The organism is Streptomyces sp. SID12501 (assembly GCF_010550245.1).
GTDB lineage: Bacteria > Actinomycetota > Actinomycetes > Streptomycetales > Streptomycetaceae > Streptomyces.
Genome location: NZ_JAAGLU010000004.1, coordinates 289771 through 314120 on the forward strand (window position 1 = coordinate 289771; position 24350 = coordinate 314120).

17 protein-coding genes are annotated in these 24350 nt (G+C 69.6%); 7 read left to right on the top strand and 10 right to left on the bottom strand.

Going from position 1 to position 24350, the window contains the following annotated elements; genetic code table 11:
* Positions 1-2 precede the first annotated feature (2 nt).
* Positions 3-1502, bottom strand: coding sequence for an acyl-CoA synthetase (locus tag G3I71_RS06475; RefSeq protein WP_164312939.1), 1500 nt, complete (start codon positions 1500-1502; stop codon positions 3-5).
* Positions 1503-1614: 112 nt separating this feature from the next.
* Here G3I71_RS06475 and G3I71_RS06480 point away from each other — a divergent pair, with 112 nt between their 5' ends.
* Entirely contained in the window at positions 1615-4041 is a 2427-nt protein-coding gene (locus G3I71_RS06480; protein WP_164312940.1) for a penicillin acylase family protein, read from the top strand.
* 105 nt (positions 4042-4146) lie between these two features.
* Here G3I71_RS06480 and G3I71_RS06485 read toward each other — a convergent pair whose 3' ends face one another.
* Both G3I71_RS06485 and G3I71_RS06490 read right to left on the bottom strand, forming a co-directional pair.
* Positions 4147-5643, bottom strand: a complete 1497-nt coding sequence (locus G3I71_RS06485; RefSeq protein ID WP_203729553.1) for an acyl-CoA synthetase — start codon at positions 5641-5643, stop codon at positions 4147-4149.
* 62 nt (positions 5644-5705) lie between these two features.
* Positions 5706-6848, bottom strand: coding sequence for a nitronate monooxygenase (locus tag G3I71_RS06490; RefSeq protein WP_164312941.1), 1143 nt, complete (start codon positions 6846-6848; stop codon positions 5706-5708).
* A gap of 182 nt (positions 6849-7030) precedes the next feature.
* On the opposite strand from G3I71_RS06490, the gene G3I71_RS06495 reads away from it, so the two are divergent.
* On the top strand, positions 7031-8809 hold the full coding sequence (locus G3I71_RS06495; protein ID WP_164312942.1) for a serine hydrolase domain-containing protein: 1779 nt from the start codon (positions 7031-7033) through the stop codon (positions 8807-8809).
* 23 nt (positions 8810-8832) lie between these two features.
* Here the strand turns inward: G3I71_RS06495 and G3I71_RS06500 are convergent, their stop codons facing one another.
* The 5 genes from G3I71_RS06500 to G3I71_RS06520 form a co-directional block, all read right to left on the bottom strand.
* On the bottom strand, positions 8833-10428 hold the full coding sequence (locus G3I71_RS06500) for an NAD(P)/FAD-dependent oxidoreductase (protein ID WP_203729468.1): 1596 nt from the start codon (positions 10426-10428) through the stop codon (positions 8833-8835).
* 66 nt (positions 10429-10494) lie between these two features.
* Entirely contained in the window at positions 10495-12729 is a 2235-nt protein-coding gene (locus tag G3I71_RS06505; protein ID WP_164312943.1) for a serine/threonine-protein kinase, read from the bottom strand.
* Positions 12730-12786: 57 nt separating this feature from the next.
* Positions 12787-13569, bottom strand: a complete 783-nt coding sequence (locus tag G3I71_RS06510) for an oxygenase MpaB family protein (protein ID WP_239148977.1) — start codon at positions 13567-13569, stop codon at positions 12787-12789.
* Positions 13570-13696: 127 nt separating this feature from the next.
* Positions 13697-14152, bottom strand: coding sequence for a hypothetical protein (locus tag G3I71_RS06515; RefSeq protein WP_239148948.1), 456 nt, complete (start codon positions 14150-14152; stop codon positions 13697-13699).
* Between the two features lie 300 nt (positions 14153-14452).
* Positions 14453-15463 carry an enoyl-CoA hydratase/isomerase family protein gene (locus G3I71_RS06520; RefSeq protein WP_164312945.1) on the bottom strand — a complete coding sequence of 337 codons (1011 nt, stop codon included), beginning with the start codon at positions 15461-15463 and terminating at the stop codon, positions 14453-14455.
* 663 nt (positions 15464-16126) lie between these two features.
* On the opposite strand from G3I71_RS06520, the gene G3I71_RS06530 reads away from it, so the two are divergent.
* A complete protein-coding gene (locus G3I71_RS06530) occupies positions 16127-16699 on the top strand; it encodes a TetR/AcrR family transcriptional regulator (RefSeq protein WP_164312946.1) in 573 nt (190 codons plus the stop codon).
* 185 nt (positions 16700-16884) lie between these two features.
* Here G3I71_RS06530 and G3I71_RS06535 read toward each other — a convergent pair whose 3' ends face one another.
* Positions 16885-17733, bottom strand: coding sequence for a hypothetical protein (locus G3I71_RS06535; RefSeq protein ID WP_239148949.1), 849 nt, complete (start codon positions 17731-17733; stop codon positions 16885-16887).
* A 79-nt stretch (positions 17734-17812) separates the two neighbouring features.
* Positions 17813-18679 (bottom strand): alpha/beta hydrolase, encoded by an 867-nt coding sequence (locus G3I71_RS06540; RefSeq protein ID WP_343242868.1) that lies wholly within the window; start codon positions 18677-18679, stop codon positions 17813-17815.
* Between the two features lie 547 nt (positions 18680-19226).
* On the opposite strand from G3I71_RS06540, the gene G3I71_RS06545 reads away from it, so the two are divergent.
* The 4 genes from G3I71_RS06545 to G3I71_RS06560 all read left to right on the top strand — a co-directional run bounded on the left by G3I71_RS06545 (position 19227) and on the right by G3I71_RS06560 (position 24343).
* Positions 19227-19829 (top strand): TetR/AcrR family transcriptional regulator, encoded by a 603-nt coding sequence (locus G3I71_RS06545; protein ID WP_164312948.1) that lies wholly within the window; start codon positions 19227-19229, stop codon positions 19827-19829.
* Positions 19830-20158: 329 nt separating this feature from the next.
* On the top strand, positions 20159-21163 hold the full coding sequence (locus G3I71_RS06550) for an NADP-dependent oxidoreductase (RefSeq protein WP_164312949.1): 1005 nt from the start codon (positions 20159-20161) through the stop codon (positions 21161-21163).
* Between the two features lie 62 nt (positions 21164-21225).
* Positions 21226-21594, top strand: a complete 369-nt coding sequence (locus G3I71_RS06555) for a hypothetical protein (RefSeq protein WP_164312950.1) — start codon at positions 21226-21228, stop codon at positions 21592-21594.
* A gap of 400 nt (positions 21595-21994) precedes the next feature.
* Positions 21995-24343: an alpha-L-fucosidase gene (locus tag G3I71_RS06560; RefSeq protein ID WP_164312951.1), complete on the top strand. Its 2349-nt coding sequence runs from the start codon at positions 21995-21997 to the stop codon at positions 24341-24343.
* The last annotated feature ends 7 nt before the right edge of the window (positions 24344-24350 follow it).

Consider the following 24350-nt stretch of genomic DNA (forward strand, 5'->3'; position numbering starts at 1 on the left):
GGTCAGGAACCCGCGAACCGGTCCCTCAGCTCCCGCTTGAGGATCTTGCCGCTCGCGTTGCGCGGCAGCTCGTCCACGAACAGGACCCTCTTCGGTGCCTTGAAGTGGGCGAGCTCCTCGCGGGCGTGGGCGATGAGTTCGGCCTCCGTCACCTCGCCGCGCGCCACGACGACCGCCGTGACCGCCTCGATCCAGCGCTCGTCGGGAAGACCGACGACAGCCACCTCGGCGACCGCCTCGTGGGTGTACAGGGCGTCCTCGACCTGGCGTGAGGCGATGAGCACGCCACCGGAGTTGATGACGTCCTTCACCCGGTCGACCACTGTGTAGAAGCCGTCGGCATCCCGGACGGCCAGGTCACCGGAGTGGAACCAGCCGTCACGGAAGGCGGCGGCCGTCTCCTCGGGCTTGTCCCAGTAGCCCTCGCACAGTTGCGGGGACCGGTAGACGACCTCACCGGCCGTGCCGTCGGCCACTTCCTCGCCGTCCTCGTCGACCACCCGCGCGTCCACGAACAGCACTGGGCGCCCGCAGGAGTCCAGCCGGCCCTTGTGCTCGTAGGGCCCGAGAACCATGGAGAGGGGGCCGATCTCGCTCTGGCCGAAGCAGTTGTAGAAGGCGAGTTTCGGGAGTCGCTCGCGCAGCCGCTCCAGGACGGGGACCGGCATGATCGACGCCCCGTAGTACGCCTTGCGCAGTCCGCTCAGGTCGCGGGTCGCGAAGTCGGGTCGGTTGGCGAGGCCGATCCACACGGTCGGGGGCGCGAACAGGCTGTCCGCCCGGCCGGCCTCGACGAGGTCGAGGATCGCGTCGCCGTCCGGTGCGTCAAGGATGACGTTCGGGGCGCCGACCGCGAGATACGGCAGCAGGAACACGTGCATCTGCGCGGAGTGGTAGAGGGGCAATGCGTGCACGGGCCGGTCGCCGGGGCTCAGGTCGAGGGCGGCGATCGCGCTCAGGTACTCGTGCACCAGGGAGCGGTGGGTCATCTTCGCGCCCTTGGGCAGCGCGGTGGTCCCGGACGTGTACAGCAGTTGCACCAGGTCCTCGGTGCGTGACTCGGGACCGTCGTAGGGCGCGGTGTCGGCCAGCCGGGCGAGCAGGGAGTCGTCGGCGTCGCGCAGCGGCAGGGTCCTTACGCCGTCGGGGAGTCGGTCGGCGAGGTCCGGGTCCGCCAGGACCAGGGTGCTGCCGGACTGGTCCACGATGTAGGTGAGGTCGTCGCCGGTCAGGTTCTGGTTGACGGGGACGTGCACGAGTCCGGCGCGGGCGCAGGCGAGGAAGGCGATCAGGTAGGCGTCCGAGTTGTGGCCGTAGGCACCGACCCGGTCGCCGGGGGCCAGGCCCTCGGCACGCAGAACGCCCGCCGCACGGGAGACGGCCTCGTCGAGTTCCTCGTAGGTCCAGACACGCTCGCGGTACTCGACCGCCGTCCGCGCCGGAACGCGCTGGGCGCTGCGCCGCAGCACCCCGTCAACCGTGCTCCCGTATTGCTGCGTCATAGCTCATGATCCTCGTTCCGGCACCGAACAAGGTCAAGCACCGGAGGGGGTCAGGGAACATACCCGTTGGTACGCTCAACCGCTTCTTCCCTCAATGACGTTGGGAGACACGATGCGCACCCGTTTGAGACGGCTCGTCGTCACGGCCGCCGCATTACTCACCGCCACCACAGCACTGCCCGCCGCCACGGCGCAGAGCGGGCCGTCACAGGCATCGCAGGCGTCACAGCAACATCCCTCCCACGGCGGTCTGTCCGCCGTGATCCGCTACACCGAGTACGGCATCCCGCACATCGTCGCGAAGGACTACGCGAACCTCGGCTTCGGAAGTGGCTGGGCGCAGGCCGCCGACCAGGTGTGTGTGCTCGCCGACGGTTTCGTGACCCTGCGCGGCGACCGCTCTCGCTGGTTCGGGCCCGACGCCGAGACCGACTTCTCGCTCTCCGACGCCTCCGACAACCTCTCCAGCGACCTGTACTTCCGTGGAGTGCGGGACAACGGCACGGTCGAGCGGTTGATCGCCCAGCCGGAGCCGCAGGGCCCGAGCAAGGCCGTCAAGGACCTGATGAACGGCTGGGCGGCCGGCTACAACGCCTGGCTGAAGCAGAACCGGGTCAAGGACCCGGCCTGTGCGGGCGCCGCCTGGGTCCGGCCCGTGACGGGTGTCGACGTGGCCACCCGCGCCTACGCCCTCGCGGTGCTCGGCGGACAGGGCGGCCTGGTGGACGCGATCACCGGCGCGCAACCGCCGACCGCGTCCACCACAGCCACCAAGTCCGCTCTCCCGGACGCCTCTGCCGCCGCCAAGGGTGCGCGCGAGCTGTTCGACCTCTCCGACATGGGCTCCAACGCCGTTGCGTTCAACGGCAGTACGACTGCCAACGGCCGTGGCCTGCTGCTCGGGAACCCGCACTACCCCTGGCAGGGCGGACGCCGGTTCTGGCAGTCCCAGCAGACCATCCCGGGTGAACTGAACGTCGCGGGCGGGTCGTTGCTCGGCTCGCCGACGATATCCATCGGGTACAACGCGAACGTGGCGTGGAGCCACACCGTGGCCACCGGTGTGCCCCTCAGCCTGCACCAGCTGAAACTGGACCCCGCCGACCCGACGACGTACCTGGTCGACGGCAAGCCGGAGCAGATGACACGCCGGTCGGTGACGGTCCCGGTGAAGGACGGCGCGCCGGTGACCCGCACGCAGTGGTGGACCCGCTACGGCCCCGTCGTCCTCTCCCCCGGCGGCAGCCTCCCGTTGCCCTGGACCACGACGACGGCGTTCGCGCTGGGCGACCCGAACGCGGCGAACATGCGCTTCTACGACACCTCGCTCGGCTTCAGCAAGGCGCGCAGCACTGACGACATCCGCACCTCCCTCGACGAGCACCAGGGCATACCTTGGGTGAACACCGTCGCCGCCGACTCCTCGGGGCACTCCCTGTTCACCCAGTCGCAGGTGCTCCCCCGGATCACCAACGAGTTGGCCGCCGCGTGTTCGACGCCGCTCGGCAGGGTCCTCTATCCGGCAGCGGGGGTCGCGGTCCTCGACGGCTCACGCGCCGACTGCGCCATCGGCGACGACCCGGACGCCGTGGCACCAGGGATCTTCGGGCCCTCGCGGATGCCGACGCTGAAGGACACGCCGTACGTCGAGAACTCCAACGACAGTGCGTGGCTGACGAACCTCGACAGGCCGATCACCGGGTACGAGCGGATCTTCGGTCCGGTGCGCACAGCCGCCTCACCGCGCACCCGTGGTGCCGTCGCCGATGTGGCGGCGCTGGCAGCGAAGGGCGGGCTGACGGTCGCGGATCTCCAGCGGCAGCAGTTCGCGAACCGTTCGACGTCGGGCGCGCTGGCCGCCGCCGACGCGGCCCAGGCGTGTGCGGCCCTGCCGGGCGGTACGGCAACAGGCAGCACCGGTACGGCAGTTGACGTCAGCCAGGCGTGCGGTGTGCTGGCGTCCTGGGACCGGACCATGAACAGTGACAGCCAGGGTGCGCTGCTCTTCGACCGGTTCTGGCGCAAGCTGCTCGGCGCTGTGCCGTCCGCGCAGCGCTGGAAGGTGCCGTTCTCGGCGGCGGACCCGGTCGGTACCCCCAACACGCTCAACACGGACGCGCCGGGCTTCGCCAAGGCCCTCGCCGACGCGGTGACGGAGCTGCGCGCGGCGGGCATCCCGCTGAACGCCCGGCTCGGGGACCACCAGTACGTCGTACGGAACGGGCAGCGTCTGCCGGTCGGCGGCGGCACGGAGTCCCTGGGCGTGTGGAACAAGATCGAGCCCGTGTGGGACACGGCGAACGGCGGCTACCGGGACAACGCGTTCGGGTCCAGTCACATCCAGGCCGTGGGCTGGGACGGCAGTCGCTGCCCGGTGGCCCGCACGCTGCTGACGTACTCCCAGTCGTCGAATCCCGGCTCGCCGCACTTCGCGGACCAGACGCGGCTGTTCTCGGCCGAGAAGTGGGTCAAGGCGAGGTTCTGCGAGAAGGACATCCTGTCGTCGCCCGCACTGCGGGTGATCCGGGTGCACGGCTGATGAGCTGACGGACCGACGCACGTACGTACAGTCGGTCCGGTGTGGTCCCGTCCCGTCGCCGGGGCGGGACCACACCGCAGTTCGCACCGCAGTTCGCACGGCCGCTCACACAGCCCGTGTACGACCCTCCCAGTACGGGTCGCGCAGCCGCCGCTTGTAGAGCTTGCCGTTGGGATCGCGCGGCATCCGCTCGATGAAGTCGACGCTCTTGGGCCGCTTGTACCCGGCGAGTTGGCGTGTGCAATGGCCGAGGATCTCGGTGGCGAGGTCGGGCCCCGGCACATGTCCGGGCGCCGCCTCCACGACTGCCTTGACCTCCTCGCCCCAGTCGTCGTTCGGGATGCCGAAGGCGGCGGCGTCGGCGACGGCGGGGTGGGCGAGCAGGGCGGACTCGATCTCGGCGGGGTAGATGTTGACCCCGCCCGAGATGATCATGTCGATCTTGCGGTCCCGGAGGAACAGGTAGCCGTCCTCGTCCAGGACGCCGAGGTCGCCGACGGTGAAGAAGTCACCGATGCGGTTCTTCCGCGTCTTGCCCTCGTCCTTGTGGTAGGCGAAGCCGCCGGTGCTCATCTTCATGTAGACGGTGCCGAGTTCGCCGGACGGCAGCCGGTTGCCGTCGTCGTCGAAGATCGCGAGTTCGCTGATCGGCCAGGCCTTGCCGACCGTGCCGGGCTTCTTCAGCCAGTCCTCGGCGGTGGCGAACGCCCCGCCGCCCTCGCTGGCCGCGTAGTACTCCTCCACGCAGTCGCCCCACCAGTCGATCATGGCCCGTTTCACATGGTCGGGGCAGGGCGCGGCACCGTGGATGGCATGCCGCATGGACGACACGTCGCACGCGTGCCGCACCCGCTCCGGCAGCGCCAGCAGCCGGTGGAACTGGGTCGGGACCATGTGGGTGTGTGTGCACTTGTGGGCGTCGATGACGCGGAGCATCTCCTCAGGCGTCCACTTGTCCATCAGCACCAGGCGGTGCCCGATGTGCAGGGACGCGCCCGCGAACTGGAGAACGGCCGTGTGGTAGAGCGGCGAGCAGACGAGGTGCACGTTCCCGTCGAACGGCTTGACGCCGAAGATGCCGAGGAACCCGCCGAGGTACGCCTCCTCCGGAGGCTTGCCCTGCAACGGGCGCCGGATGCCGCGCGGGCGGCCCGTGGTGCCCGAGGTGTAGTTCATGACCCAGCCGAGGGTGCGCTCGTCGGGCGGCGACTCGGGCTGTCCGTCGAGGAGCCCGGTGTACGGCCGGAATCCGTCGACCTCGCCGACCGCGTACCGCCGCTCCGCCGGGAGCCGCGCCTCGTCGGCGGCGGCGCGTGCTTCGTCGGCGAACCGCTCGTGCGCGATGAGCACCTTGGCGCCGGAGTCGGAGACGATCCAGGCGATCTCGGGCCCGACGAGGTGGTGGTTGACGGGGACGAGGTAGAACCCGGCCTGGGACGCGGCCAGATACGCCGTGAGGAACTCGACGCCGTTGGGGAGGACCACGGCGAAGGCGTCGCCGCGTTCGAGTCCGGCGGCGCGCAGCCCGTGGACCAGCTGGTTGGTGGCGGCGTGCAGCCGTCCGGCGGTCCACTGCTCACCGTCGGGCGCGATGAGGACCATACGCTCCGGGTCGGCGGTGGCCTGCGCCCAGAATCCGTTGGGGGTCTCGCTCACTGTCCCGCTCACGACTGGTCGCCCCTTTCGTCGGCGTTGCTTCCGTCGGCGTTCCGTCCCGCGATCCGGTTGACTCGGCTCACAGCCTCTTCGAAGCCGCTGGTCAGGTCGTCGAAGACGGCCTGGACGCTTCGCTCGCTGTTCATCCGGCCGACGATCTGACCGACCGGTGTGCCGAGGAGCGGGTCGACCTCGTACTTCTGGATGCGCGAGACGGCCTCGGCGACGAGCAGACCCTGCAGGGGCATGGGGAGGGTGCCGGGTCCGTCGGTGGAGTCCCAGGCGTCGGTCCACTCGGTGCGGAGCTGGCGTGCGGGTTTGCCGGTCAGCGCGCGGGAGCGGACGGTGTCGCCGGAGCCGGCCGCGAGCAGTTTCTGCGTGAGCGCGGTCGAGTGCATGTCGGCCTCGGTGACGGTCAGCCAGAGGGAGCCCAGCCAGACCCCCTGGGCGCCGAGGGCCAGCGCGGCGGCCACCTGCCGTCCGCTGCCGATACCGCCGGCCGCGAGCACCGGCAACGGGCCTACGGCGTCGACGACTTCGGGTGTCAGCACCATGGAGGCGATCTCACCGGTGTGGCCGCCCGCCTCGTAGCCCTGTGCGACGACGATGTCGATACCGCCCTCGGCGTGCTTGCGCGCGTGCCGGGCACTGCCCGCGAGGGCCGCCACTAGTACGTCCTGCTCATGCGCGCGGGCCACGACGTCGGCGGGCGGCGAGCCCAGGGCGTTCGCCAGGAGTTTGATCGGGTAGTCGAAGGCCACATCGAGCTGGCTACGGGCGACCTGCTCCATCCACCCCGTGATGCGCCACCCGGACGCCTCGCCCTCGGCCAGTTCGGGCACGCCGTACTTGGCCAGGGTGTCCCGGACGAACTGTCGGTGCCCCTCGGGGATCATCGCCTCGACCTCGGCCTCGGTCACCCCCTCGACCTTTCGGGCCGGCATGACGACATCCAGGCCGTACGGTCGGCCGTCGACATGTGCCTCGATCCAGTCCAGGTCGCGTTTGAGGTCGTCCGGCGCCGTGTAACGGACCGCGCCGAGCACCCCGAAGCCTCCGGCCCGGCTGATGGCCGCGGCGACGGCGGGGAACGGCGTGAAGCCGAAGACGGCGTGCTCGATTCCCAGTTTCTTGCTCAGCTCCGTCTGCATGGCCGCAGGATGCCGCAGTCCTCCGGACGAGGGAAGACCTTTTCTGATACACCGTCAGATTCTTGGCCATGAACCCGTGTGGCCGACAACGTGGTTGACACCCACCTCAGGTGACACGAAAGTTTCACCCCGCAGGGCGAACCCGAAAAGTACTTTCAGGCTGTGCGGTGGGAGGCTCCTCGATGACGGAAGACGCGGCGGGCAGCGGACTGACGCGACGCCAGCTGATCAGACGCACAGTGGCGTTGGGCGGCGCCCTGACCTTCGCCGCCTTCCCCGCAGGCCCGGCCGAGGCCACCCCCAGGACAACGGGCCACCGCCCGATCCTGCACCCCGGCTCACCCGAACGCGCCGGGCTCCTCCCGCAGCACCTGGAACAACTGGTCACGGACGCCGAGGCGTTCCTCGGCCCCTCCCCCAACCACCCCTGGTACGCGGGCGCGGTCCTGCTCGCCGGGCGTGGCTCCACCGTGGCACTGCATCGGCCGATCGGCATGGCGGTGCGCTATGCGGCGTACGACGAGAGGACGGACACCGGCGTCGAGTTCCCGGCCTCGGAGCAGATCCCGATGGCTGAGGACACGGTGTTCGACCTCGCCTCGGTCTCCAAGCTGTTCACGTCGATCCTGGCCGTGCAGCAACTGGAGCGGGGCGCGCTGGAGTTGGAGGGAAGGGTCGCCGCGTATCTGCCGGAGTTCTCGCGAGCCGGCAAGCAGGATGTGACGATCCGTCAACTCCTCACTCACACCTCAGGATTCCGCGCCTGGATCCCTCTCTACAACGCCCCGACCCTCGAGCAGAAGCTCGAACTCATCTGGAACCAGGCGCCCCTGAACCCGCCGGGCACCAAGTACCTCTACTCGGACCTCAATCTGATCTCGCTCCAGCTGGTCCTGGAGAAGATCACCGGTCTCCCGCTGGACACCCAGCTCCACGACGAGATCACCGCTCCGCTCGGCATGCACCGCACTCGCTACAACCCGCCCGCCTCCTGGAAACCGGCGATCGCCGCCACCGAGGACTCCCGCGCGCCCTGGTCCGGGCTCGACCGGGGCCTGGTGTGGGGCGAGGTGCACGACGAGAACGCGTTCAGCCTCGGCGGAGTGGCAGGCCACGCAGGCGTCTTCTCGTCAGCCTGGGACCTCGCAGTTCTCGGCCGTACGCTGCTCAACGGCGGCGCCTACGGCAGGGCGCGCATCCTGTCGCCCGCCTCGGTCGAGCTGATGTTCACCGACTTCAACACGGCCTTCCCCGGGGACGAGCACGGTCTCGGTTTCGAGCTCTACCAGCACTGGTACATGGGCGCGACGGCCACACCCCGCACCGCGGGGCACACCGGCTTCACCGGTACCTCGATCGTCCTCGACCCGACGACCGACTCCTTCCTCGTCGTCCTCGGCAACTCCGTGCATCCCGTGCGCAGTTGGCGTTCCGGGTCCGCACCCCGGGTCGCCGCCGCGAACAACCTGGCCCGCGCGGTACCGGTCCGCCCACGCCACGGGCGTAAGGCCTGGTTCTCCGGCATGGCGAGCGCGACGACGGCGACGCTCACCCTCCCACCCCTCGCCACCACTGCCGACGCCCGCCTGCGGTGTGCCCTGTGCTGGGACACAGAGCCGCAGTCGGACACCCTGTTCCTGGAGTCCTCGGCGGACGGCGGGACGACCTGGCAGCCGGTCCCGTTCACCACCGCGGGCGCGGACGGCACCTCTCAGGAGCATCCGACGGGTTCGGTCACCGGCTGGTCGGGGCGCGTCTGGCACCGCCTCTCGGCGGACCTACCGGCCGCGCCGGCCCTCGCCCTGCGCTGGCGGTACACGACCGACCGGCTGTACGTCGGCCGTGGAGCGTACGTCGACGGCCTGACCGTACGCGGCGACGACGGCACCGCGTTCGACGAGACGCGCCCGGCGGACGCGGCACGTATCGAGGCGGTGGGCTGGACGGCGTCGGCGAACTGACCCGGCGAACCAGCGGGCCGCGCTCAGCCCGCGTCCGCCTCCAGCACGGCCATCGCGGCGTTGTGTCCCGGCACCCCGCTCACCCCGCCCCCGCGCACCGCGCCCGCCCCGCACAGCAGGACGTTCGCGTGCCCGGTCTCCACGCCCCAGCGCCCGCTGTCCTCCTGGGCGTACGGCCAGGTCAGGTCGCGGTGGAAGATGTTGCCGCCGGGCAGGCGCAGGTCGCGCTCCAGGTCGAGGGGGGTCTTCGCCTCGATGCAGGGGCGCCCGTCGGCATCGGTGGCCAGACAGTCCGCGAGGGGTTCGGCGAGGTGGGCGTCGAGCTGGGCGAGGGTCGATCTCAGGAGCTCGTCCCGTACGGCGTCGTTGTCGCGCGCGAACAGCCGTGCGGGCGTGTGCAGTCCGAAGAGGGTCAGCGTCTGGTAGCCCTGCTCGACGAGGTCCGGGCCGAGGATCGTCGGGTCGGTGAGCGAGTGGCAGTAGATCTCGGACGGCGGCACGGCGGGCAGTTCACCGGCCGACGCCTGGGCATGGGCGGCGGCCAGCTGCCCGTACCCCTCGGCGATGTGGAAGGTCCCGGCGAACGCCTCGCGCGGGTCGACGGACGTGTCCTTGAGCCTCGGCAGCCGGGTGAGCAGCATGTTCACCTTGAGCTGGGCGCCCTCGGCGGGGCTCGGCGGCGCGTCACCTGTCAGCGCGGCGAGTTCCTGGGGCGAGGCGTTGACCAGAACGTGCCGGGCGCCGACCGTGCCCTCCCCGTCGGCTGTCCGGTACGTCACCTCGGCGGCACGGCCGTCCGTGTCCACCCGTACGACCTCGTGGCCGGTGGCGAGCACGGCGCCCGCGTTCCGGGCGGCGCCGGCCAGTGCGTCCGTGAGGGCGCCCATGCCGCCCACGGGCACGTCCCAGGCACCGGTGCCGCCGCCGATGACGTGGTAGAGGAAGCAGCGGTTCTGCCGCAGGGAGGGGTCGTGGGCGTCGGCGAAGGTGCCGATCAGCGCGTCGGTGAGGACGACACCGCGTACGAGGTCGTCCGTGAAGTTCGCTTCGACAGCGGCGCCGATCGGCTCCTCGAAGAGGGTGCGCCAGGCGTCCTCGTCGTCGACACGGCGGCGGAGTTCGTCGCGGGTGGGCAGGGGCCCGATGAGGGTGGGGAACACCCTTTCGGCGACGCGGCCGGTCATGGCGTAGAAACGCTGCCAGGACTCGTACTCGCGTTCCCCTCCGGTGAGGCGCGCGAAGGCCTCGCGGGTGCGGCGCTCACCGCCGCCGACGAGCAGTCCGGTGGGCCGGCCGTCCCGTTCCACGGGGGTGTACGAGGAGACGGTGCGTCCGCGCACCCGGAAGTCCAGGTCGAGATCGCGGACGATCTTCCGGGGCAGCAGGCTGACCAGGTAGGAGTAGCGCGACAGCCGGGCGTCGACCCCGGCGAACGGACGGGTCGACACGGCAGCGCCACCGGTTGCGGCCAGCCGCTCCAGGACCAGCACGGACTTCCCGGCGCGGGCCAGATAGGCGGCGGCGACGAGGCCGTTGTGGCCACCGCCGACGATCACCGCGTCGTATCGGTCGTGGCGGTCGGGTCGGCCGGATCGGGCGGGGCGCTCGTGTGCGGGCATGGTTCTTCGTAACACGTGATGATCCACCCCGGCCAGAGCTGTACGGCCGAGGGGCCCCAGGGACACTCAGTGGCCGGACGCCCGCTGCTGCCGCAGTACCGCCACCCTCCGGTACAGCTCGACGGCTTCGGCGCCGCGGCCGAGCTGTTCCAGACAGTGGGCCTCGTCGTTGCGGCTGGCGAGGGTGTCGGGATGGTCGGCGCCGAGTACCTGCTCGCGGGCTGCGGCGACCCGCCGGTACTCGGCCAGGGCGTCGGGCCAGCGGCCGAGCCAGCCGAGGCCGACGGCCACCTCGCGGCGGCTGACCAGTGTGTCCGGATGGTCGGCGCCCAGGATCCGTTCACGGATCGCGCACACGTCGCGCGACTCGGCGAGCGCCTCCTCCCAGCGGTCGAGGCGGCCCAGGTTGACGCCCAGACCGTGCCGGGCGCGCAGGGTCTCGGGATGCGCGGCGCCGTTGACACGGGTGCGGTCCTCGATCAGCTCGCGGTACAGCCTGAGGGCCTCCGCGCTGCGGCCGAGCCGCCCGAGGCTGATGCCGACCTCGTAGCGGGCAGCGAGCGTGTCGGGATGATCGGGGCCGAGTGCCTCGGCGCGCGCCCCGGCGACCTCCTGGTACGTCTGCAGGGCCTCCGGCCAGCGCCCCAACTGGCCGAGCGCGTAAGCGACTTCGTACTGCGTGACCAGTGTGTCGGGATGGGCGGCGCCGAGCACCCGGGCGCGCGCCGTCGCCACCTCGCAGGCCATGCGGTACGAGTCCTCCAGGCGTCCCAGGCGGCTCAGGTTGAAGGCGAGGTTGTGGCGGCAGCGCAGGGTGTCCGGATGGTCGGGGCCCATCGTGCGCTCCCGGGAGGCCAGGACGGTCGTGTAGGCCTGGTGCGCATCGAAGTGGCGGCCCAACTGCCCGAGGACGTATGCCATTTCCTGTCGGGCGGCCAGTGTGTCCGAATGGTCGGCGCCGAGTACCCGCTCCCGTTCCCGGGCCACATGGGTGTACTCGCGCAGGGCGTCGGCGGCGCGGCCGGTGCGGCTGAGGGTGAAGCCGATCTCGTAGCGGCTGGCGAGGGTCGCGGGGTGGGCGGCTCCAAGGATGTGCTCACGCTCGGCGGCGACCGCGCGGTGCACCTCGCCCGCCTCGGCCCAGCGACCGAGGCGCCCCAGACTCAGGCCCGCGTTGTGCCGCCCGGCCAGCGCGTCGAGCGCCTGCGGCGAGGGAGCGGACGGCAGCTGCGGTACGGGTTCCGCCGGGCGTCCGGTGACCGGGCGGGCGATCCAGTCGCCGGTGAGGCCGGCCGACGGGTCCGGGGGTGCGGCGCCGATCCCGGCACCGGTCGCCTTGTGGCCGGTGGTCATGCCCCGGGTCCAGGACGGCAGCCGGGCTTCACGGGCGGCGGGCTCGACGGGCCGGAACTGGGGCCGCGGGGAGACGACGGTCGGCACATACAGCGGGGTGGCCCGGCCCGCGCTGATCCGGCGCGCCAACTCCCTTGCGTCGCTTGGGCGTTCCTCCGGAAGCTTGGCGAGGAGGGCGAGGATGACCCGTTCCAGGAACTCGGGGATCTCGGAGCGGTGACTGCGCGGCGGCTCGGGCGGGGTGTCGCGGTGCCCTATGAGCACCGCCCAGGCGTCGTCGAGGTCGAACGGCGGTACCCCGGTGGACAGTTCGTAGAGAACACAGCCGAAGGAGTACAGGTCGCTGCGCTGGTCGACCTCGCCGGCGCTGATCTGTTCCGGCGACATGTAGTGCGGGGTGCCCATCGCGATTCCGGTGCCGGTGAGCCGGGAGGTGAAGCCGATGTCGTGGCCGAGGCGCGCTATACCGAAGTCGCAGATCTTCACCGTTCCGTCGGTCAGCCGCATGATGTTCGCGGGCTTCAGGTCACGGTGGACGATGCCCTGTTGGTGGGTGTAGGCGAGGGCGGCGGCGACCTGGTCGGCGATGTCGACGACGTCCGGGACGGACAGCGGATGATGCTTGTTGTCCTCCAGGAGCTGGCTCAGATTGCGCCCGTCGAGCAACTCCATGACGAGGTAGAGCACCCCGTCGGACTCGCCGAAGTCGTGCACGACGGTCACCCCGCGGTGCTGCAGCGCGGCGGCCACCCGCGCCTCACGCCGGAACCGCTCCCGCAGGACACGCGTGAAGGAGTGGTCGTGGTGCGGCCCGAGCGGCTTCAGACACTTCACGGCAACCTGCCGCCCCAGCGACTCGTCGCGGGCACGCCACACTTCTCCCATGCCGCCGCGCCCGATCTGATCGATCAGCCGGTACCGGCCCTGGATCAGTCTGGTGTCCGCCATCTCGTACTGCCGCCCCCGGTCCTGTTCGCCCTCCCCCTGCCCGTCCAGTATGGCGAGCTATCCTCCGAGTTTGTACGGCGCGGGCCGCGAGCCGGGGCCGAGCCGTGACATGGCCCGCAGGACGTGTTTGGGCGGGAGCTGCCAGCGAAGACGTGCGGGAATGCGGCGCAGCAGGGTGCCGGTGGCACGCAACTGCCGGGTGACGGTGGCCGGTTCGGCTGCGGCTCTGCCGTACAACTCGTGGGCGTACGGCGGCAGGGAGGCGTACGCCAGCTGTGCCACGCGCCGCCACAGCACCTCACGCGCCGGGACGAGGAGCGGATGCGTCGGCGGACGGCGGAGGAAGTCGTCGACTTCGCGCGCGTCGGCTCCGACGGCCAGTTCGGGCCGGACCTTCTCGAAGTAGGCGCGCATCTCGGCCTGGTTCGCCGGTACGGCGTCGGGGTCGAGGCCCACCAGGCGGGCGCTGACCAGGTGTTCGCGGATGTACCGGTCGGCATGGGCGTCGGTGATCGGGTATCCGGAGCGGCGCAGGATGTGCAGATAGGAGTCGATTTCGGCGCAGTGCACCCACAACAGCAGTTCGGGTTCGTCGACGCCGTACCGCTCCCCGGTGTCCGGATCGACGGCGGACAGCATGCGGTGGATCTTCCGGACCCTGGCGCCCGCCTTCTCGGCCGCGTCCGTGGTGCCGTAGGTCGTCGTGCCGACGAAGTTCTCGGTGCGCATCAGCCGGCCCACGGCTTCCTTCCGGAAGTCCGAGTTCTGGATGACCCCGCGCACCGCGCGCGGATGCAGCGCCTGAAAGTACAGCGCGCGGACTCCGGCGACCCACATCATGGGGTCGGCATGCAGCTGCCACGTCACGGACCGGGGGCCGAACAGCCCAGGGTCACCTGCGCGCGTACCGTCCACTCGACGCCTCCCTTGTCGGGCCGCCTGAAAGGGCACGCCCTCCACCACGACGTCACCCCGGATTCTTCCCCGGCACCTCCGGGTCATTCCCGCAACGGGCCGTGATGCTACCGGCCCTGGGTTCAGTTGCCCTTCTCGGGTTCGGGTGCGGTGATCTCGGCGGGGGCGTTGCGGAGCATCGCCCTGTAGAGGGCGTCATGTGCGGGTGAGGGGGCAGGGTGCCGCGGGCGGGCGCCTCGAGGGACTGGATCATCAGGGCGACGACGCGGCGCCAGGCGTCGGGGGCCGCGTCGCCGGTGGCGTTGACGACGCCGGCGTTGGCCATGTGGATCAGCACCAGGTCGGAGAGGTCGAAGTCCTCGCGGAGGCGGCCCGTGACCTTGGCTCGGCCGATGAGCCGCACCATGCCCTCGTACGCCTCGTTGCGGCGCTCCTCCATGGCCTTGGCGGTGGGGAAGGTCGTGGTCAGGACGTCGGCGAAGCCGTAGGCTCCGCGAGCATGTCGCACGTCATGTCCTCGCGGCGCAGCGCACCGCGCGGCTCCTGAGCACCGCGCAAGCCGTGTCCGGTCGCGCCGAGCTCCGGCAGATCGCGGCTTGCGCCGACGGCGTACCGGCTTTCGTGAACGGCATGGCGCCCGAGGATCCGCTCACGTCGAGCGCCCGAGGGCGATCCGCATCCCTCCCGGCCCGGTCGAGCGTCTGTCACGGCAGTCCGCGGGACCCGACGCTCCCGTCTCGCTTACAGGCACCCCTTCCGCACCACCGGCCTCTCGCACAATGCGATGCCCTGCTCATGCCGGACACGCTCAGGCCGGCAGCGTCCGTCCGCCGAGCGGCGCCCGTTGCCAGTGGGGTGTGCGGTCCTTGTCGACCAAAGCCGCACGGACGCCCTCCAGGAAGTCCGGCGTGCGGATGGTCGTGCGCGTGAGGGTGAGTTCGGCGGCGAGGCACTCGCGCAGCGTGTGCTGCCTGCCCCGGGCCAGCAGAGCGTGAGTGATCTCCAGGCTCTGCGGCGAGGCGGACTCCAGGGCGGTCAACGCGGTTGCCGACCAGGGGGTGTCCAGGTGGCGAAGGCGCTTCTCGATCTCGCCGAGGGACGGTGCGCCGAACGCCAGGTCCACGTCTCCGCGCACCTTCGCCAATCTGCTCCCGGCCACCGGGGAACGGCCGACGAGGCGGTTCAGTACGACGTCCACCGGGGCGTCGGGATTGTCGGCCAGGGCATCCCCGACCGCGTCGAGCCCGTCCGCGGGGACGAAGTGCGTGGCCAGCCCCGTGTACAGCGCGTCGGCCGCGTCGAGCCGGTGGCCGGTCAGTCCCAGGTACATGCCGATCGCGCCGGGCAGCCTCGGCAGGAAGTAGCTGGCTCCGACGTCCGGGAAGAACCCGATCCCGGTCTCGGGCATCGCCAGCACCGCGCGTTCCGTGACGACGCGGAAGCCGCCGTGGACGGACAGACCAAGACCGCCGCCCATGCACAGCCCGTCGATGAGGGACACGACCGGGACGGGATACTCGGCGATCCGGGCGTTGAGCCGGTACTCGGAGGCGAAGAACCGCTCGCTGGCCTCGGCATCTCTGGCGAGGCTGTGCGCACGGATCGTACGGATGTCTCCGCCCGCGCAGAACGCCTTCGTGCCGGCGCCGGCGATCACCACAGCGGACAGCGGTAGGTGCTCCCACGCGGTGAGCACCCGGTCGACGGTGGCGACCATGCCTGTCGTCAGGGCGTTGAGTGCCTTGGGCCGGTTCAACAGGATGCGGCCGACGCCCCGGTGGACGTCGGCGAGAATCTCGCCCGCAGCGGAATCAGTCATGGGTCAGCATCTCGCACCCCGCGCGGACCTGGCTGTCATGACCATCACGTTCCTCACTCGTCGACTGTCAGGCGTAGATCCGCGCGCAGAGATCCTGGATCTCGTCCACGGTGTGGGTACGGCGGGGTCGTCGGCCGGGGATCCGGACGCGAGCGCCTCTCGGCGGTGAGAGGCGACAGGCGGAACCGGTCACCCTTGTCGATGCCATGGGCTCGAGGGGCCGACACCTCAAGATCCTGACACAGGGCGCCGAGCGCCTCCACGAGCTTATCGGAGGCCACGAAGCGCCGAGGACTCCACCCAGCGCGCCTCCCACGCCCTCATCATCACCGAGGGCACCCAGCCCTCCGCCGACGGACAGGGCTACCCGGTGACCCCGGGCATCTGCACCCCCGACCCACGCCGCCTGACGAAGTGACAGTCCGGCGCCCGATGGGAACCACCGACCTCGGGCACCTCGTCGGGCAGGGTGGCGAAGAAACCGCCGTACACACTGCCGAACGCACTTGGCCCCGAGGGACCGGTGGTGAGCCATCGACGCCAGTCCGTGCGATCACTGAACTGCGGCCGAAATCGCCTGCCAAACGTAATATTACGTGCGTCAGGCCATGGATTATCCTTGCCGGGGAAGCAACTGCCCTACGCGGCGAATGGAGAGAACTCGTGGTGCGTTACGCCAAGGAGCACAAGCAGGTGACGCGGCAGCGCATCATCGAGAAGGCCGGCCAGCGGTTCAAGCAGGACGGCATCGACGGCTCGGGCATCTCCACGCTGATGTCGGACGCAGGGCTCACCAACGGAGCCTTCTACGCCCACTTCACGTCCAAGGACGACCTCGTCGCCCACGTCCTGGCCGAGCAACTGCGCGCACAGATCGCACAGTACGACACCCTGCCGCCCGGTCGCCCTGGACTCGAGGGCCTGATTCGCGAGTACCTGTCGCCCGAGCACCGGGACCACCCCGGCGCGGGATGTCCCTCCGCCGCCCTGCTCGACGAGATCGGCCGCTGCGAGGACGGGGCCAAGCAGGCCTACACCGACGGCGCACGGGACCTCGTGGAAGAGATCGGCGCCCGTCTCACACCTGAGGATCCGAAGTCCGCTCGCGGCACGGCCATCGGGCTTTACACCATGCTGGTGGGGACGTTGCAACTGTCCCGCGCCCTCTCCGACCGGAAGTTCTCCGACGAGGTCCTTGAGAAGGGGATCGAGAACGCGCTCGCATTCATGAGGTGAGGGGGACGTCCACGGCCACCCAACGGGGTCGCCGGGAGGCTCCTCCGACCAGAACCACGATCATCGCGGATGCAGCCCTCGCCCCTGGCCTGTTCATCACGTTCCGTCGGGAGGCTGCCGGACCAAACGGTCGGCCCACCAGGGAGGGCACACACCCCACTCCGTCATACAGGCTCCAGCGTCGATCAGGCCGCGCCCGACTGAGGACTCGATGGTCCGTCGGCACCACGTCCACCGTCAGCGACGGCGGCACCCACCACGCCGGGCCCTGCTCCGCCGTCCCGCCGCACCTTGGCCGAACGACGCCGGATCGGCTCCCGACCACGGCCGGCGAGTGAGTACTTCGCCGTCGAACGGCCGTAGCCGCACCCGTTGCCGGACGAGCCGTTCGAGACAGGGCGGTTGTTCGGTCTGCGAACGGACCGCTTCAGCCAGGTCCCCCGCGGTTGCAGCAACAACACGCCGAGCCCGGTCAGCGCCACCTGGGCGTCGGCGGCACGGACCTCCAGCGGCACGACGTCGTTGATGGGCACGTCCGTCGTTGGACCTTCCGTTCCGGTGGGCGGCCGCGGCAGGTGTGTACGCAGGTAAGCGGCCTGAATGGAGATGACGGCCTCGCGGTCGAGGGCGGAGTGCTCCGCGATCCGCCACAGCGCGTGGAGTCCGCCGATGCGTGTTTCCGGCTTGTCACTGCCGAGCTGATCGACGGCCGTGCTGAACCGGTCGGTGACATAGCCCTCCTGGGTGGCGCGCAGGTCGTCCTGGCTGACTCGCAGTTGCCTCCAGGTGGCGTACGCGCCGAACAGCACGACCATGCCGCCCACGGCCTGCAGGAGCGTCGCACGGACGTCGTTCACTGCTTTCAGCCGGTCCTGCGCAGCGACGCTCGCCCCGGCGAGATCGTGGTCGACCACCACACCCGGCAGGACGACGAGCACCGCGCCCAGAACGGTCAGCCCCGCTGTCCCGGCCAGCAGGGCCGCGATCGCACGCCGGTCGCGCCACGGCCTGCGGCCGCGGTCCGGCTCCCCCATGTCAACCCCGAGCCGCTCGCCCGGAGGGCGTCACGGCTCTGAGGCAATCAGCCGAAGCGACGACCGCATTTCACCCCTACTACTGTTCGAGGAACTTGAGAGCCGTCTCCACGAACTGCCGGTGGAACTGGAAGATGCCACCGTGCCCGGCGTCGGGACAGATCACCAACTCGGCGTTCGGCAGTCGTCGCGCGAGGTCCGCCGAGTTCCGCGACGGGACCATCCTGTCGGCGTCACCGTTTGCGACGAGCACGGGCTGGCGGACGACGGAGAGATCCTGTGGCTTCTCCAGGCCCCAGCGGTGAATGGCCTTGAGCTGGTTGTTGTACGCGGTGAGGGACATCGCCTTGTCCCGGTCGACGGTCCGCTCCTTCAGGCTGGCCAGGAACTCCTTGCCGGCCCGACGCCCGCCCGCGGTGCGGGTGAAGAAGAGGAACTGCTTCGGGTCCTGGAAGGTGAGCAGGGCTCGGGCCGTGTCGAGATGGGACAACACCGTCACGTTCTTGATGCCCTCGCCGCCCGCAGGACCGGTGCCACTGAGGATCAGCTTGCGGACGAGCTGGGGATCGGTCTGCACGATCACCTGGGCGATCATGCCGCCCATCGAGAAACCATGAATGTCGACGTGCTCCAGTCCGAGCGCCCGGATGAAGGTGACGGCATCCTTGGCCATCTCCTGGATGGTGCGCGGGGTCGAACCGGTGGAAGTGCCGACGCCTCTGTTGTCGAAGGTGATGACGTGGTGCTTGGCGGCGATGCCGTCGACGACCCGTGGGTCCCAGTTGTCGAGGACCCCGTAGAGATGGTTGAGAAAGACCACCGGGACACCGGACCGGGGACCGAGCTCGCGGTAGGAGAAAGTCACTTCCCCGGCGGTGACGGTGCGGGTCGGCGCGTTCTTGTACGACGTCACGACGTCGCCTCGTACTTCCTGTGAGTCGTTCACGGTCGTGCCCTTCGGCATCGGGTTTTCTGCGAGGGCGTCGGCCCCTCATCCTGCGGATTGGCAAGGCGCAGAGCAGTCACCTGCGTCTCCCGACTGCGGCTGCAGTCTGCGGGGTCGACGGTCAAAGGCCGTGGGCGCAGGAACCCTGAGCGGTTGAGCCCTTCGGCATCACGTCGACCATTAAAGTATGAGCGTAATCCCATGTGGCCGCAAGTCGGCGCTCGAACGAGATGCGGCTCCCAACCCGAAGCGCTGCGGGCACGACGGTCCGGGGCGACCGTGCCGCCGCCCACCCATGACCCCCACCCACTCCCCGGACAAGGCGGCGGGCCACAAGTGGGGCCTCGCGGCCGACCGAACCCCGTGACACATCCCGGCCGACTCCGAGCCGGCAACGAGACGACCCACAGCGAGGAGGAACAAGGCCACCCGGCGCGAGACCTCGCCACCGACGGACGGATGCCGACGCCCCGGGATCATTGAATTATGTTCACAATATAATCCAGCGAGGGAGAGTGAACGGCCCTCCGAGGAGAAGGAGCATGCGGTGCGATACGGGACAGAGCACAAGCAGGCGACCAGGCAGCGGATCATCGAGGCGGCCGGGCGCCGGTTCAAGCGGGACGGCATCGACGGCTCGGGCATCTCCACGCTGATGTCGGACGCAGGGCTCACCAACGGAGCCTTCTACACCCACTTCGCATCGAAGGACGACCTCGTGGCCACCGCGGTCGCCGACCAGCTACGCACACAGAACGCGAACATCGTCGCGCAGGCGACACCCGGGCGCGCCGGACTTGAGCAGATCGCGCGGTGGTACCTGTCCGCCCAGCACCGCGACAGCCCCGACGACGGCTGCCCCTCCGCCGCCCTGCTCGACGAAATCCGGCGCTGCACGGACCCGACCAAGGAGGCTTACACGGACGGCGTACTGAAGGTCATCGACGGCATCGCCGCCCGCCTGGCACCCGACGATCCACTCTCGGCCCGAACCAAGGCACTCAGCGCCTACGCCATGATGGCCGGGACACTACAGCTCTCCCGCGCCCTCACCGACAGGCGTCTCGCCGACGAACTCCTCGAGCAGGGCATCCACAACACCCTCGCACTGCTGGGCGTCGGGCACGAGTGCGCCAGCACCTCCCCCTGAGGCTCCCGCAGTACGCGCGCGTCCGCACCGCAGGCGGCTCGGCCACATCCAGGCATCACGCCACGGCAGCCCTCGGAGCTACGGGCCCACTTGCGGCCCGCTGGTTCGCCACGTAGTATTACGATCATACTTCAATGAGTCTTGCGCATAATCCGCGCTCATCGCGGAGGGCACTCGACCCTCCGTCGACAGCCAGGGCCAGGAGCCCCGCCTCCCGCGAGGCCCATCGCGCAAAAATCTGCATACCACCACGAATCACTGTCCAATAGCCGGGGAAGCCCGGGATCAACAGCACCCCGTCCGCCTGCGGACGAGACATGGAGACGACGATGAGGGCCTTCACGGTGGAGCGTTACGGCGACAAGGCCGGCGTGCGTGCCGGCGAAGTGCCGGACCCGGAGGTGGGTGCGGCCGACGTGCTGGTCCGTATCCAGGCCGCGAGCATCAACCCGCTCGACCGCATGATCCGCGCCGGAGAGATGAAGACGATCCTGCCGTACAAGGTCCCCTTCGTCCTGGGCAACGACCTGGCCGGAATCGTCGTCGAGGTGGGTGCGGCCGTCACGCGGTTCGCGGTGGGCGACGAGGTCTTCGCGCGGCCCGACAAGGACCGGATCGGCACGTTCGCCGAACTCATCGCGGTTCACCAGGACGACGTGGCGCTCAAGCCGACCACGCTGACCATGGAGGAGGCCGCGTCCCTCCCCCTGGTCGCCCTGACCTCGTGGCAGGTGCTGGTCGAGCGGGCGCACATCCAGCCGGGACAGAAGGTTCTCGTCCACGCCGGTTCCGGCGGCCTGGGCACCATCGCCATCCAACTGGCGAAGCAGCTGGGCGCGCACGTGGCGACCACCACGAGCACGGCCAACGTCGACCTGGTGAAGCGGCTGGGCGCGGACGCCGTCGTCGACTACAAGAAGCAGGCGTTCGAGACGGTGCTGCACGACTACGACGTCGTCCTGGACTCGCTCGGCGGCGAGACGCTTCTGAAATCCCTGGACGTGCTCAAGCCCGGCGGACAGGTCATCAGTGTCGCGGGCCCGCCCGACGCCGCTTTCGCCAGGGAGCTGGGAGCGAATCCGGTCATCCGGCTGGCGATGTCCGCGCTGAGCTTCCGCATCCGGCGAGCCGCCCGGCGCCGCGGCGTCACGTACTCGTTCCTGTTCATGAAGGCCAGCGGCGATCAGTTGCGCGAGCTCACCCCACTCATCGAGGCAGGCAGGATCCGCTCCGTCGTGGACACCGTGTTCCCGTTCGAGTCGACCCGAGAAGCACTGGAGTACGCCGAAGCAGGGCGCGCGAGGGCCGGCAAGGTCGTCGTCAGGATGAGGTGAGGAAACGGCCCTGCCGACGTCGATGAGGCTTCTCCACGAGCGCCGCAACGCACCAGCACCTGGTGGCGGCGGCGTTCGTCCAGGGTGGGGAAGAGCCGCTCGACGTCCCGTTCGAACAGGGACTACTCGGTCTGCCGGACGGAAACCGGTTGTCCTCTTCCGCGACGGGACGGCCCTTCGTGCGGATCGCGCCGGCCGGGAATCCGCCCTTGTCCAGTACGTCGCCCGTCGCGGCCGTGGTGAACCCGGACGAGGTGATACGGATGCCGCCATTGCCCCACCAGCCGTTCTCCGTCTTGACCGCTTCGGGAGTGATGGTGGTGAAGTTCTCGATGACCGGTGGTCACCTCGGCGCCACCACCGATCGGGAGCACTTCCTTGATGACGTCGAGGTTGAAGCCGACGTCGAGGTTGAAGGCGACGTTGGCTGACGCTGCTGCTGACCGACAGACTCTGTGTGATCTGCTGACCGGCCTCGACGGCGCTGCCGCAGTTGATGATCAGGTCGGAGGTGTCCGTGGGCGCGCCCACCGAGCTCTTCACCCAGCGCGCGACGACCGGCCCGCCCCTGAAGAAATGACGGAACCATTGAATCGTCAGAGGCAGGTCCGGATGGGAGCGGCCCGCTTCGGCTCGCCCGGCTGCAGGACCGTCCGTCAGGGCGTACGGCGACGCGATTGAAATCCATCAGAAATCGGCCGAACAGGACACACAGCCACGCCAACCGGCTTGTCATCCTATGAATTTCTCCAACTCTCCTCTCTGTGTACACCGTTGACAGCGCCGCGCCTCCCCTCGATCATCAGACATCCGATGAATTGGAGCCGCTCAATGGGTACGTATCCGAGACGCCAGGTCCTGGGCGCCGCGGCCCGAGTCGCCGTAGCCGCAGCCCTTCCCCTCACCTCAGTCGCCGCGCACGCCGCCGAACCACTCACCGAGCACGCCGGGCCGTGGGCTCCGGTCCCCGACCCCGTCCCGGTCCCGCTCGACTCCCTCTACGACAACGACGGCATCGACACGGCCTCCGCACGCGGCGGTGACTTCGACGGCTCGGGCTACACGTTCCCGGGCGAGGAACTGCCCACGGGCCGTGTCGAAGTCGACGGCACACCCTTCGTCCTCCCGACCTCGAATGCCGGCGCGAAGAACAACGTCGTCGCACTCGGGCAGCGCGTCGAACTGCCCAAAGGCCGCTACCTCTCGGCCGTCTTCCTCACCTCGGGCAGCTATGGCAACGCCTCCGGCAAAGCCACGGTCCACTACACGGACGGCTCGACCACGACCGCCACCCTCGGCGGGTCCGACTGGTACGCCGCGGGCGGATCCCTGTCGGTGCCGTACCGCTATGCACCGGACGGCACCAAGGACGAACACCGCGTGGGGATCGGCACGTCCGAGCTGTGGCTCGACCCACAGCGCGACGCCGTGGCGATCACGCTACCGGTGACCAACCCGGCGCAGGCCAACAAGGCGTCGCTCCACGTGTTCGCGCTGTCCCTGCAACCTGCCGCTCAGGGACGTGCGCTGGTCCTGCGCGGGGCCAGGTCCACGGACTCGCTCCTGGAATCGTCCGGCGCCCAGAGCATCGAGGCCACCGTCGTCAATGCGGGAACCGTCGCCGTCCTGGCCGCGGACGGCGTGTCGGTGCGCGTCGACGTTCCGGGAGCTCGCACCGTCGAGGCCGCTCGTGTCCGCCGCCTGGACCCTGGCGAGCAGGCCCGCATCCGCGTGGGTATCCGCAACCGTGCGGGTACCGCCCCCGGCACGGCTCGGGACGGCTCGGTGACCGTCACCGGACGTGGAGCCCAAGCCGCCTCGCAGAAAAGCCGGTTGACCCTCGGTGTCGCCGACTACCAGCCCACTGGGGCTTCTCTCTCCGGCCACCAGGCACCGTACTGGTTCCAGGGCGCCAAGTTCGGCATCTTCATCCACTGGGGCGTCTACTCGGTGCCCGCCTGGTCTCCGGTCGGAAAGCAGTACGCCGAGTGGTACTGGAACCACATGCAGGATCCCCAGAACGCCGTCTTCGCGTACCACCGCGAGAAGTACGGCGAGGATTTCGCCTACGACGACTTCATTCCGATGTTCACGGCGGAGAAATTCGATCCGCGCGCCTGGGTCGAACTGTTCCGGGACGCGGGCGCCGAATACCACGTGCTGACCTCCAAGCACCACGAAGGCTTCGCCCTGTGGGACACGAAGGTCTCAGACCGCAACTCGGTGAAGATGGGCCCGAAACGGGATCTCGTCAAGGAACTCTTCGATGCGTCCCGCCGCTACACACCCGAACTCCACCGCGGGCTCTACTTCTCCATGCCCGAGTGGTTCAACCCGGACAATCCCTGGATGGGCCACGCCCCGCGCAATCCGTACACCCAGAAGCCGGTGCCGTACACGGGCTACACCGCGGGCAAGGACTTCGTGAAGGACTACCAGGCCTCGCAGATGCTGGAGCTGATCCAGGGCTACGACCCGGAGCTCATCTGGTGCGACATCGGCGGTGCCAACGACAGCCTCCATGTCCTGGCCGAGTACTTCAACCACGCAAAGAACCGCGCCCGGCCCGTCGAGGTCACCGTCAACGACCGTTCGGGCATCGGCTTCCACGACTTCACAACGCCCGAGTACACGACGTACGACAACACGGTCGTCGCCAAGTGGGAATCCAGTCGCGGCCTGGACCCGTTCAGCTACGGCTACAACCAGGCGACCCCGGACGACGCCTACATGACGACCGAAGCGGTGGTGCACAGCCTCGTCGACATCGTCTCCAAGAACGGCAACTTCCTCCTCGACATCGGCCCGCGTGCCGACGGCACCATCCCCGAGATCATGCAGACCCGGCTGCGTGAGACAGGCCGCTGGCTGCGCACCAACGGAGAGGCGATCTACGACACCACGTACTGGTCCCGGATGGCCGAACTGGGCGAGGACCTGCGGTTCACCGTCCGCCCCGACGACGCCTTCTACATCCACTCCCTTGCCAAGCCTGGCGCAAAACTCACCGTCCAGGCTCCGATCCCGATCCGCAACGGCGACAAGGTGACGATGCTCGGCCACGGCCGCCCCCTGACATGGACACTCAGCAACGGGGCGCTGGTGATCGACGTCCCCGAAGCCGCACGCAAGGCGGGGCAGCACGCGTGGGTCTTCAAAGTGCACTGGTGTGCTCAGTGACAGTAGG